This is a genomic window from Micromonospora sp. CPCC 205561, from assembly GCF_036906775.1.
Classification (GTDB): domain Bacteria; phylum Actinomycetota; class Actinomycetes; order Mycobacteriales; family Micromonosporaceae; genus Micromonospora.
The window spans coordinates 1-11,581 of sequence record NZ_JBAKHV010000013.1 but is presented as its reverse complement, the minus strand read 5'-3'; the positions used below and the strand labels follow the sequence as shown (position 1 = coordinate 11,581).

The following is an 11,581-nucleotide window of genomic DNA, read 5'->3' as shown; positions in this document are numbered from 1 at the left end:
TCAGTTGGGCATGGGGGCGAGCGGAACGGAACCGAGCGGACCGCCGTCGACCACGAGCTCCTGCCCGGTCACGTGCGCGGGCCTGGGGGACGGCAGGAACGGCACCGGCTCCGAGCCGCCGGTCGGTCCGTCGGACCGGACCGGCGGGACCCGGTCGCGGAATGTCTCGACCATCAGCCCGATGCCGCTGCCGTCGCCGTCGACAACTGCCTTCCTGCCCTCGGGTTCGCTCATGGACATGAGCGTGGCAGCCACCCGGGCGGACGGACATCTCCACGCTTGCCGTCTTGGCGGCGCACGCCGCGCGGCCGGTATTTGAGCGATATGCATCAATACATATAGCGTGGCGGAAATCGATGCCGGGGGTGTCGCCCGGGCGGCGGGCCGGCCGTCGCGCCGTCCGGTCGGTGTCGTCGGCGGCGGTCCCGGTCAGGTGATTCGGCCTGCCGTACGGCGGAGTCGACCGCGCGTCGACGGGTCACCGAAAACGCCGCCGGGTATTGTCGGCGTCGCTGTCGTCGGCGCCGGCAATTGCGGAGCACGGGCGTCCGAGAGCGCGAACCACGCTCGAAATCATCGGATCGGCTCCCTCTTGTCGGAGGTTCTCGTGGAGCTTCGCGGCCCGGTGGGAACCGGCCCCCGCGGCACGGACGACCGCGCGGGAGGCCGCCGTACCGCCGCGTCCCACCCGGGCGGCCGGACGGCGCTGCCGGGAAGCGTCCGGGCGTGCGGCCTACGTCGGCGCGGGGCCCGCCGTGCCGGGCGGACAGGGTCGGCGCGATGAGACTCCTGGTCACCGGCGGCGCCGGCTTCATCGGCTCGAACTTCGTGCGCCGGCTCCTCGGCGGTGCCTATCCCACGCTGCCCGCCGGCCGCGTCACGGTGCTCGACAAGCTCACCTACTCCGGCGTGACGGCCAACCTCGACCCCGTCGCGGACGACCCGCGGCTGCGCTTCGTCCTCGGCGACATCTGCGACGAGGGCCTGGTCGACGAGCTGATGGGCGCCCACGACGCCGTGGTGCACTTCGCCGGCGAGACGCACGTGGACCGTTCCATCAACGAGGCCGCCGCGTTCGTGCGGACCAACGTGCACGGCACCCAGGTGCTGCTGGACGCGGCGGTGCGGCACCGGCTGGGCCGGTTCCTGCACGTCTCGACGGACGAGGTCTACGGGTCGATAGCCCACGGGTCGTGGGACGAGGGCTGCGCGCTGGAGCCCAACTCGCCGTACGCCGCGACCAAGGCCGCGGCGGAGCTGTTGGTGCGCGCCTACCACCGCACGCACGAGCTGCCGACGCTGGTCACCCGGTGCTCCAACAACTACGGGCCGTACCAGTTTCCGGAGAAGGTCGTCCCGCTGTTCATCATCCGGCTGATGGAGGGCGGCACCCTGCCGCTCTACGGCGACGGCCGGCACGTTCGGGACTGGCTGCACGTCGACGACCACTGCCGTGCGGTCGCCGCCGTCCTCGCCGGCGGGCGGCCGGGCGAGGTCTACAACGTCGGCGGCGGCACGGAACTGACCAACCGGCAGCTCGCCGAGCGGTTGCTGACCGCCTGTGGCGCCGGCCCGGACCGGATCCGCCACGTCGAGGACCGCAGGGGCCACGACCGCCGGTACTCCGTCGACACGCGGAAGATCGAGACCGAGCTCGGCTTCAAGCCCCACATCGGGTTCGAGCACGGCCTGGCCGCCACGGTCGAGTGGTACCGTGCGCGCCGGGACTGGTGGGAGCCGCTGCGCGACCGCGCCGAGGTGCTGCGCTGAGCGGTTCGGGGGAGGTCCCCGGCGATCACCGTCCCCGGCGTCGTGCCGGGCGGCGGCGCGTCGCGGCCCGGTCGCCCGGTCAGTCGCCGTCGGCCGTCGGGCCGCCGTCGGCCGGGCACTGGCCGGGGCGGCGCGGGCCGCCGGCGCCCCCCTCCCGCGCGAGGTCGCCGAACCGCCGGGTCACCAGGTGCTCCTGCGCCATGCCGCGCAGCGCGGAGAGCGCCACGTCCAGCAGCACGGTCCGGGCGACCGCCGCGGCCCGCTCCACGCCGCCGCCGTGCCGCGGCAGCATGCTCAACTCCCGGTCCGCGAACTGCTCCGCCAGCAACGCGTACGGCTGGAAGAAGTCGACGCCGCAGCCGCAGCCCAGCTCCCCCAGCGCCACCAGCACCTGGGCCAGCCGGTTCCGACCCGGTGCGTCGGACTCCACGTGCCAGCCCAGGCCGTCGACGAACCGGTCGACCTCCGAACGCGCCGTCGACACGTCGTCGACCACCTTCGCGCCGCCGGGATCGGGGTGGATCGCCCGGTTGGTCGCCTCGTACAGCGCGGGCAGCGGGACCCGGTCGTCCTCGATGACCGAGAGCAGTTCCAGGACGGTCGACAGGTCGAGCTGCCCGATCCCGGTCAGGGCCCGGATGAGCAGCAGCCGGCGGACGTGCGTCTCGTCGTACTGCGCCTGGTTGCGGCCGGTCGGCCTGCCCGGCGGGAGTAGTCCCTCCCGGAGGTAGAACTTGATCGTCGCGACGGGCACCCCCGTGCGTCTACTGAGGTCTGAGATGCGCATCCAGTACGGTCCCCAACTGGTACACGGCACCGTCCCGAAGGCCCGTGACGGGGCCCTCCCGGCCCGGTGGCGACCGCCCGCTCGTGGCGCGAGGGTCCCGGGTCGGCTGCGGACGGCGGTCGGCCGAGGTGGACGACAGCCCCGGCGGGTCAGGCCGCCGAACGTCCCGACTCGCACAGCTGGTTGAGCGCGTTCCGGGCCGGGACCGTGGCGAGCGCGCCGGTTGGCTGCGCCTCGGCGGCCACCCGCGACATCGCCAGCTTGCGGCTGTCGAGGAGCGCGAGCAGGACCGGAGGGTCGATGTCGCGGATGGGCTGGAAGTACAGGTCCAGCCGGATGTCGGAGTCCCGGCGCACGGTCAGCGGGCCGTGTGACGCCACCACGACGCCCCGGTTCGTCGCGTCGGTGGGCGAGCCCGCTCCGTCGGCGCCGCCGCTGACCGCCTGGGCCAGCAGGTGCCAGGTGCCGGGTGGCACGGCTTCGAACTCGTACCCGCCGCCGTGCGACAGGACGGCGCAGCGCACCGGTCGTCCCTCGGGGATGCGGTCGGGAAAGAGCCCGACGAAGACCGGGCCGACGGGTGCGCCGGCGCGCGTGGAGAACCGGCCGTGCACCCGGGCGGTCGACGGCGCCGCGTGGCCCGGGCCGGCGGCGGTGGGTATGTGCGGGGCGAACCCGGCCCGTCGGCGGTAGGTCGTCGGTGACATGCCGATGCTGCGGGTGAACCGCGAGCTGAACGTCCCGACGCTGTTGTAGCCCACCCGGAAGCTGATGTCGGCGACGTTGAGCGTCGTCGAGACCAGCAGGTGCTTGGCGCGTTGCAGGCGCAGCGCGGAGAGGAAGCGGCCCGGGGGGATCCCGGTGGCCCGCTGGAAGATCCTCGTGAAGTGGAACTTGCTGAACATGGCAACCCTGGCCATGTCGTCGACCGTGAGTTGCTCGCCGAGATTCTCGCGCATGGCGGTGATCGCGCGGTGCACGGCCCGCCTGGTCGATTCCTCCATGATGCCTCCCCCCTTGAAACGGTTATGGCGAACCTTTGGTCCGACATGTTCGGATAATTGCGCGAGGAATTGCTGTCGGTTCGTCCGGCGGTCTCGCTGGCGGCGGGCGCGATTTCGTGGCGAGCGCACCGCGTGCTTTACGAGTTCTGCCGGTACATGTCGGTCGCCATGCTTCCGGTCGAGGCTAGCGGACCCCTGAGCAGCTGACAATACTGACGATCACCGTTGGATCACGGAGCGCAATCGTGAAGTGGGGGTGGCCTTGAGCAGTGGTTTTGATTGAGCGGATCATTCCCACCGCCAATGCGGATAGCGGCGCGTCCCACTTTCCAGGCGGCTCCGTGAGGTACGCGGGAGCACCGCCTTCCCGGCCGGTGGCGCGCCCGTTTCCCCGTTCGGCCGGGCCGTCGTCCGGGGGGCGGTGGCGCGCGCGCCGGGCTCACCCGGCGCTGCGCCGTCTCCTGTCCCGGGCCGTGCGACGTCGATCCGCCACGGCGCCCGCCTCGGCGTCCTCAGCCGGCGATCTCCAGGCGGGTGTGGTCCCCGACGATCAGTCGGTGGCACGAGTTCTCCCCGCGACGCGGGGTCACGACCGCCGAGCGCCCCACGAACGAGCCGTGCAGGCCCGGGAGCCCCGCGATGGTGGCGCCGTCCAGCACGACGGAGTCCTCCAGCCGGGTGTCGCGCAGCACACAGTCGCGGCCGACGGCCGTGCCCGGACCGACGTGGCTCTCCTCCACCAGGGTGCCGGCGCCGATGATCGCCGGTCCGTCGATCCTCGACCGGACCACCCGCGCGCCCGGGCAGATCACCACCTGGCCGGTCAGCCGGCTGGCGGCGTCGACCTCGCCGGCGACCTCGCGCCGCAGGTCGCCGAGGAGCCGGCGGTTGCAGTCCAGGACGTCCTCGATCCGACCGGTGTCCTTCCAGTAGCCGGCGTACTCGCTCGCCCGGACCTCGAAGTCGTGGCTGATGAGCCACTGGATCGCGTCGGTGATCTCCAGCTCGCCGCGGGCGGAGGGGCGTACGGCCGCGGCAGCACGGTGGATCGCGGCGGTGAAGAAGTAGACCCCGATCAGCGCCAGGTCGCTCGGCGGCTGCTGCGGCTTCTCCACGACGCGTCGTACCCGGCCGGTGGTGTCCAGCTCGGCGACCCCGAACGCCCGGGGGTCGGCCACCTTCTGCAGGACGACGTGCGCGGCCGGGCCGCGCCGGCGGAAGTCGGCCGCGACGTCCCGGATGCCGTCGGGGAGCACGTTGTCGCCGAGGTACATGACGAAGTCCTCGTCGCCGAGGAAGTCGCGGGCCAGCCGTACGCAGTGGGCCAGCCCCAACGGCTGGTCCTGCTCCAGGTAGATCACCCGCAGGCCGAGCCGGCCGCCGTCGCCGATCACGTCGGCGATCGCCGGCCCGCTCTCGCCGACCACGATCCCGACCTCTTCGACGCCCAGCTGCCGGATGTTGCCGAGCACGTGCTCCAGGACGGGCTTGCCGGCGACGGGGATGAGCTGCTTGGGCATCGAGTAGCTGAGCGGTCGCAGGCGGGTGCCCGTACCGCCCGAGAGCACCAGGGCCTTCATGATGTCGGTCTCCTTCGCCGAGTGCCACGACGTGGCGATGCGGACGCCGCGGTCCCCGGGCCGGGGTGGCGGGAACGGAGCACCGCGCCGGCTCCGGGTGCTCGGACCGCTGAGGGCGGACAGCGACGCGCGGCCCGGCGTCGCGATGGCGAGGCACGGGCCGCGGGCCACGAGCGGTCGCGGTCGCCGCCGGGGTCGGCCGTACGCCGGCGGGGCGCGGACGCCGCCCTCCGTGAGGCCGGTACGGCGGAGGTCGCCGCGCGCACCGGCACGGACGTCAGGACGCCTGGAGCGGCGTGTTCTGGTAGGCGGTGATGAGCCAGTCCCGGCCCTGCTTGGCCAGCGTCCAGGTGGCCCGGATGGCCCGCTCGGGAGCCGGCTCGGTCTCGCCCGGCGCGAGCACGCCACCCTGGGTGATGATCAGTGCCACCCCCTCGCTGAGGTGCTTCACCGCGATCGGGTTGCCCGTCACGTTGGTGCCCTTGTACGGCCCGGCGTACGCCTGGGTCATGAAACCCTGGATCTCCTCCCGCCCCTGGAGGAAGATTCCGGGCAGGATGAGCGTGCCGTCCGAGGTGAACATGGCGGCGAACGCGGCCGCGTCGTTGTCGGCCCAGGCCTGCACGATGCGCCCGGGCACCGCCCGGATTGCGGCGGCGGTCTCGTCGGCGAGTACCGCGTCGATATCCAGCATCGTCGTGTCCTTCCGTGTGGTGCGGCTGTGACCTTATCGTTTCGCCACCGGTTCGCCCGGTGCATCTCGCTGATTGCGGTCAGCCGCCGCAGGCGCACGGCGGGGCGTTCGACAGACGCGAAAAGCAGTCGTCCGGCGGAGTCGACGTGGACGTGACGGGGGTGTTCCTCGGTGCCGGTCGACGGCCTGGCCGCCGCCGGCGTCAGCCGCCGCCCCTCCCGCCCGAGGTGCTGCGGGCCCGTCGCGTGGCCGCGGCCGGCCGCGGGCCGTCCGGCGGCAGCGGCGGCGAGACCCAGGTGACCAGCACCACCGAAATGATCATGAGAAGGAACCAGGACCCGAGCTTCGCCGGTGAGACCGGGTGCCAGCCGCCCAGCTGACTCGGGTAGAGCCAGGCCTGCGACCAGGTGGCGATGTTCTCCGCGAGCCAGATGAAGAAGGCGACGAGGAGGAAGGCCAGCAGCAGCGGCATGCGCAGCCGCGACCGGAACACCCGGAAGTGCATCACGCAGCGGCCGAACACGAGTGCGACGACGGTGACGAGCAGCCACCGGGCGTCGGGGAGGTAGTGGTTGGCGAAGAAGTTGGCGTAGATGGCCGCCGCCACGAGGGCCGTCACCCAGCGTCTCGGGTAGCGCGCGAAGCGCAGGTCGAACAACCGGTTGACCCGGACCATGTAGGAGCCGACCGCCGCGTACATGAAGCCGCTGAAGAGGGGCACCGCCCCGAGCCGCAGGACGCCGTCGGCCGGGTAGGACCACGACCCGACGTGGGTCTTGAACAGCTCCATGGCCGTGCCGACGAGGTGGAACAGCACCACGACCCGCAGTTCGCGCAGGGTCTCCAGGCGCCCGGCCACCATGGCGACCTGGATGGCGACGGCGGCGACGGTCAGGAGGTCGTTGCGGGCCAGGGCCGCGCCCTCCGGGTACCAGAGACGCGCCGCGAGGATGACCGCCAGCATCGCCCCGCCGAAGACGCACGCCCAGGCCTGCTTCAGCCCGAAGACCGTGAACTCGGTCAGCCAGCGCCCCGGTCCGTGCCGGGGCAGCCGTGCCAGGGCGGCGCGGAAGCGCGTGTCGATCGCGCGTTCGGTGCTCGTCAGGCTGGCTCGTCCGGGCGGCGTCTGCATCGCAGCGACGGTATCGCGTCGGCGCGGCGGTACGCGTTCCGGCCGACAGTGCCGAGAACCCTACGCATTCCGTCATAACGGATTAACCTCACAATGTCGAGCGACCCGCTGTGGGTCGCCGCGGCGCGCGACACCCGTGGCCGCGCCGACGGGCCGATCCACGTGGCCGGCCGCGTACGCCCGGATGGAGGTCGTGATGGTGCTCGGAAGGCGCAACGCCCGGGCGATGCTCGGCTGGTGGTCCGCCGCCCTGGTCGCGGTCGTCCCGCTGACGGCGGGTCCGGCACCCGCGGCCGGCTCTCCCGTGCCGTTCGCGGCGGTCTCGCCGGCCGCGCCAGACGGCTCGACCAGGGTCACCTTCGAGGTGCTGCCGGCGTCCCCGTCCGGCAGCCCGACGCCCCAGCCGTCGGCCGAGCCGACCGGGCAGCCCTCCCCGGACCCCACGCCGTCGAAGCAACCGTTGCCGGTCACCGGGCCCGGCCCCACCGTGGGCGTGCTGCTGGCCGTGGCGACGCTACTGGTCGCCGCCGGGGCGGCCCTGGCCGCGCTCGGCCGGCGCCGCCGCGCCGCCCACCTCCGCTGACGCCCGACCGTCCGCCGGCCCCGCCGGGGCCCCGGCGTCGGGGGCGGCGAAGGCGACCGGTGCGCCGAACGCGGCCCGGCGGGCGGCCCGCCGCAGCGCGACAAGCACCGCCGGGCCGGCGAGGACGATCGCCACGGCGGTGGTGACCGCGCGTCCGGTGTCCCAGCCGAACGTCGAGGTGACGGCGGTGAAGACGGCGAAGCGGTGCAGGTTCTCCAGCACCGGCGCGCCGGCGACGTAGGAGAGCTGGGTCTCCGCGCCGGTGCTGAAGGGCCAGAACCACAGGTTCATCAGCAGGCCGTAGCCGTAGGCGGCGAGAACGCCGTACCCGGCCAGGACGGCGATCTCGGCCCGGCCGCGCAGCCTCGCCGGCAGCAGACCGGCGCCGAGGCCGATCCAGGAGGCGGCCAGCATCTGGAACGGCAGCCACGGCCCGACGCCGGCGGTGAGCAGGGCGGAGGCGAACAGCGACGTCGAGCCGAGCAGGAAGCCGAAGCCGGGTCCGAAGACCCGGCCGGCCAGCACGAGCAGGAAGAACACGGTCTCGATGCCGGCGGTACCGGCCCCGAGGGGGCGCAGCGCGGCGTTGACCGCGGCGAGCACGCCGAGCATCGCCAGCGCCTTGCTGTCGATGCCGCCCGAGCTGAGTTCGGCCAGGACGAGCGCCACCAGCACCGGCAGCATGACGACGAGGACCAGCGGCGCCTCGCCGGTGCGGGCCGTCGTATCCGGGTGGGCGGGCACGAAGAAGGGCCAGGTGAAGGTGGCCAGCGCGGCGGCCGAGGCGAGGACCAGCACGGCGGCGGTGCGGGGAGCGACGCGCAGCACGCTCACGCCGGCCCCCCGACCCGCTCCAGCGCCGCCGCGACCTGCTCCACGGTCAGCCACGGCGCCGGGGCAAGCACCTTGGCGACCTGCGGGGCGAAGGCCGGCGAGGCGAGCATGACCTCCGCCGTGGTGCCGTCGGCCACGATCTCCCCCTCGGCCATGACGACCACCCGGTCGGCCAGCGTCGCGACCAGCTCCACGTCGTGCGTGGCGAGCACCACGGCCCGGCCGGCGGCGGCCAGGGCGCGCACGACGGCGGCGAACTGCCGCTTGGCCTGGTAGTCCAGGCCGCGGGTGGGCTCGTCGAGCAGGACCACGGGCGGGGCGGCGGTGAGCTGGACGGCGAGCGCGAGCGCCAGTCGCTGCCCCTCGGAGAGGTCGCGCGGGTGCCGCTCGCCGGGCAGGCCGGGCGTGAGCCGGTCCAGCAGGGTCCGGCAGGTGCCACCCGGCGCGCCGGTCTCTGCGTCGGCCTGGGCGCACTCGGCGTCCACCGTCTCCAGGTAGAGCAGGTCCCCGGGGGTCTGCGGCACCAGGCCGACGTGCCGGCGGGCCGTGCCCGCCGGCAGGGCCTTCGGGTCCACGGCGCCCGCCGCACCGGCCACGGCGACGGTGCCGCCGTGCCTTGCGCCGCTGCCCTGCACCGCCCAGAGCAGGCTGGACTTGCCGGAGCCGTTGCGTCCCATCAGCGCCACGACCCGGCCGCGGTGCAGGTCGACGTCCATCCCGGCCACCGCGACCGTCCCGGGGTAGCGCACCACGATTCCGCGGGCGGTGAGCACCGGCGCGTCGTCCGCGACCGAGGCGGCCGCCGGCGGGGTCGCGCCGGCGAGCCGGGCCCGCAGCTCGGCCGCCCGGCGGCGGGCGTCGCGTACCGACAGCGGGAGCGGCGTCCAGCCGGCGAGGCGGCCCAGCTCGACGAGGGGCGGGGCGATGTCGGCAGCGGCCAGCACCGCCGCCGGCGCCCCGTCGACCAACCGGCCGTCGCCGGGCAGGTACAGCATGCGGTCGGCGTACTGCACGACGCGTTCCAGGCGGTGCTCGGCGAGCAGCACGGTCACCCCGAGGTCGTGCACCAGCCGGGTGACGGCGGCGAGCACGTCCTCGGCGGCGGTGGGGTCCAGCGCGGAGGTGGGCTCGTCGAGCACCAGCACCCGGGGATGGCTGGTGAGCACCGCCCCGATCGCGACCCGCTGCTGCTGCCCCCCGGAGAGCGTCCGCAGCGGCCGGTCGCGCAGCTCCGCGATGCCGAGCAGGTCCAGGGTCTCCTCGACGCGCTTGCGCATGACCGCCGCGGGCAGGGCCAGCTGCTCCATCCCGTAGGCCAGCTCCTCCTCCACGGTGTCGGTGACGAAGCCGGCCAGCGGGTCCTGCCCGACCACCCCGACGACGTCGGCGAGGTCGCGCGGCGGATGCCGGCGGGTGTCGCGGCCGTCCACCGTGACCGTGCCGTGCAGGGTGCCGCCGGTGAAGTGCGGCACCAGCCCGTTGACCGCCCGCAGCAGGGTGGACTTGCCGGCTCCGGTGCGGCCGGCCACCAGGCAGAGTTCCCCCTCCTCCACGCGGAACGACACGTCCCGCAGCGGCGGCACGCCCCCCTCGGGGTAGCGGACCGTCACCCGGTCGAACTCGATCACCTGCGACCTCCCGTCACGCCGGTCGACACCGTGCCGGGGCCGCCCGCCGGCGCGGGCGGCGGACCGGTGACCGGCGTACGGGTCACCGGCGGCGGCGCCAGCCAGGCCGGCGCGGCCGCCACCGCCACGGCGAGCAGCACCAGCGGGGTCAGCTGCGGCCAGGTGAGCGGGCTGACCGGGGGATAGAGCAGCTCCGGGTCGGCCGCGCCGGCCAACGCCGTCAGCGCGGCGGCGCCGGCCCCGCAACCGGCCACGAGCAGCTCGGCCGGGCGCCAGCGGTCGGGCCGGTAGCGGCTGCGCCGCACCTGACGGCCGGCCAGCAGCATCCCGGCCACCGCGGTGCCCAGCCCGCCGACGAGCATGGGCAGGCCCAGGTAGCCGGGGGACGCGGCGTCGAGCAGCCCGTACGTGCCGACGCAGACGCCGACCAGGCCACCGAGGACCAGGACGCCGGTGACGGCACGCCGGCCGGCCGGCAACGCCGCCGTACGTCCGTAGCCACGCGAGTCCATGGCCGCCGCGAGCGCCAGGGAACGGTCCAGCGCGTCTGCCAGCACCGGCAGCGCGACGGCCCGCAGCCCGCGCAGCCCTCGCCGGGGCGCGCCGCGCAGCCGCCGGGCCCGCCGGACCCGCAGGACGCTCTCCACCAGCTGCGGGGCCACCGACAGCGCCACCACCACCGCCGTGCCGACCGCGTACAACGCCCCCGGTACGGCCTTGAGCAGCCGTTTCGGGTTGGCCAGGGCGTTCGCGGCGCCGAGGCAGACCAGCATCGTCGCCAGCCGCAGCCCGTCGTAGAAGCCGCCGAGGAGCTGCTCGGCGGCGACCGGCCCGAACAACCGGATGCCCGCCGCCCACGCCGGCAGCGGGATCTCCGGCAGCCGGAGCAGCACGTGTTCGCCCTGCCCGCCGCCGAAGACGATCCGGAACACCACCCGCATCGCCACGATCACCACACCGAGCAGCAGGTACATGCGGAAGGCCAGCGCCCAGGGGGCGTCGCCGCGCCGGCGGACCACCACCAGCGCGGCGACGGCGACCAGCAACGCCAGCGGCAGCGGATTCGAGGTGTGGCTGGCCGCCGTGGCCAGGCCGAGGGCCCAGATCCACCAGGCTCCCGGGTGCAGCCCCCGGGGCAGTCGCGCCGCCGTTCGCCGCGACCGCCGCGGGTCGGGCGCCCCGGCCGCCCCGGTCCGCCGCGCGACCGCCACCGCGGCCGCCCGGTCAGCCATCCGCGTCGACGCCCCGCCGTCGCCGGGCGGCGACGAGGCCACCGGCGGCGAGCGCGGCCAGCAGCAGCACCCCGGCGAGCGTGCCCAGCGGGAGACCGCCGCCGCCGTCGCGGGACGCGGCGACCTCGGTCACCACCGGTTCGTCGGCGGGGCCCTCCGGCGGCGGGGCGGCGGTGACGGCGGTGGGCGTCGGCACCACGGTGACCGCGCCCGGCGTCGGAACCGGGCCGGTCGTCGCGGGCGTACCGGCGGGGTGGGTGGAGCCGGGGACGCCCACCGTCGGGTCCGCCGCGCCCGGCCCGCCGCCGGCGGGCGGCGGTGGCGGTGCGGCCGGCCC

The 11,581-nt window shown here is 74.7% G+C and carries 11 protein-coding genes and 1 pseudogene; 2 read left to right on the top strand and 10 right to left on the bottom strand.

Annotation, left to right across the window (positions count from 1 at the left end):
* The gene (locus V6V16_RS10055; protein ID WP_334561605.1) at window positions 1-234 is read right to left on the bottom strand and encodes a hypothetical protein; all 234 of its coding nucleotides are present in this window, start codon (window positions 232-234) and stop codon (window positions 1-3) included.
* Window positions 235-780: 546 nt separating this feature from the next.
* Here V6V16_RS10055 and rfbB point away from each other — a divergent pair.
* Entirely contained in the window at window positions 781-1,770 is a 990-nt protein-coding gene (gene rfbB / locus V6V16_RS10050) for a dTDP-glucose 4,6-dehydratase (protein WP_334561604.1), read from the top strand.
* 79 nt (window positions 1,771-1,849) lie between these two features.
* Here rfbB and V6V16_RS10045 read toward each other — a convergent pair whose 3' ends face one another.
* From V6V16_RS10045 to V6V16_RS10025, 5 genes are all read right to left on the bottom strand, one after another.
* On the bottom strand, window positions 1,850-2,557 hold the full coding sequence (locus tag V6V16_RS10045; RefSeq protein ID WP_334561603.1) for a MerR family transcriptional regulator: 708 nt from the start codon (window positions 2,555-2,557) through the stop codon (window positions 1,850-1,852).
* 149 nt (window positions 2,558-2,706) lie between these two features.
* On the bottom strand, window positions 2,707-3,561 hold the full coding sequence (locus tag V6V16_RS10040) for an AraC family transcriptional regulator (RefSeq protein WP_334561602.1): 855 nt from the start codon (window positions 3,559-3,561) through the stop codon (window positions 2,707-2,709).
* A 512-nt stretch (window positions 3,562-4,073) separates the two neighbouring features.
* On the bottom strand, window positions 4,074-5,141 hold the full coding sequence (locus V6V16_RS10035; RefSeq protein ID WP_334561601.1) for a glucose-1-phosphate thymidylyltransferase: 1,068 nt from the start codon (window positions 5,139-5,141) through the stop codon (window positions 4,074-4,076).
* A 277-nt stretch (window positions 5,142-5,418) separates the two neighbouring features.
* Window positions 5,419-5,835, bottom strand: coding sequence for an SgcJ/EcaC family oxidoreductase (locus V6V16_RS10030; protein ID WP_334561600.1), 417 nt, complete (start codon window positions 5,833-5,835; stop codon window positions 5,419-5,421).
* A 202-nt stretch (window positions 5,836-6,037) separates the two neighbouring features.
* Window positions 6,038-6,967 carry a DUF817 domain-containing protein gene (locus V6V16_RS10025; RefSeq protein ID WP_334561599.1) on the bottom strand — a complete coding sequence of 310 codons (930 nt, stop codon included), beginning with the start codon at window positions 6,965-6,967 and terminating at the stop codon, window positions 6,038-6,040.
* Window positions 6,968-7,163: 196 nt separating this feature from the next.
* On the opposite strand from V6V16_RS10025, the gene V6V16_RS10020 reads away from it, so the two are divergent.
* On the top strand, window positions 7,164-7,550 hold the full coding sequence (locus V6V16_RS10020) for a hypothetical protein (RefSeq protein ID WP_334561597.1): 387 nt from the start codon (window positions 7,164-7,166) through the stop codon (window positions 7,548-7,550).
* Here V6V16_RS10020 and V6V16_RS10015 read toward each other — a convergent pair.
* The 4 genes and pseudogenes from V6V16_RS10015 to V6V16_RS10000 all read right to left on the bottom strand — a co-directional run.
* Window positions 7,482-8,384: an ECF transporter S component gene (locus tag V6V16_RS10015; protein WP_334561596.1), complete on the bottom strand. Its 903-nt coding sequence runs from the start codon at window positions 8,382-8,384 to the stop codon at window positions 7,482-7,484. The genes V6V16_RS10020 and V6V16_RS10015 overlap by 69 nt on opposite strands.
* The gene (locus V6V16_RS10010) at window positions 8,381-10,012 is read right to left on the bottom strand and encodes an ABC transporter ATP-binding protein (RefSeq protein WP_334561594.1); all 1,632 of its coding nucleotides are present in this window, start codon (window positions 10,010-10,012) and stop codon (window positions 8,381-8,383) included. Before V6V16_RS10010 ends, V6V16_RS10015 begins: the two co-directional genes overlap by 4 nt.
* Window positions 10,009-11,244, bottom strand: a complete 1,236-nt coding sequence (locus V6V16_RS10005) for a CbiQ family ECF transporter T component (RefSeq protein ID WP_334561593.1) — start codon at window positions 11,242-11,244, stop codon at window positions 10,009-10,011. The genes V6V16_RS10010 and V6V16_RS10005 overlap by 4 nt, the downstream gene beginning before the upstream one ends.
* Window positions 11,237-11,581 (bottom strand): annotated as a pseudogene (locus V6V16_RS10000) (hypothetical protein); the annotation flags it as partial. The pseudogene V6V16_RS10000 and the gene V6V16_RS10005, both read right to left, overlap by 8 nt.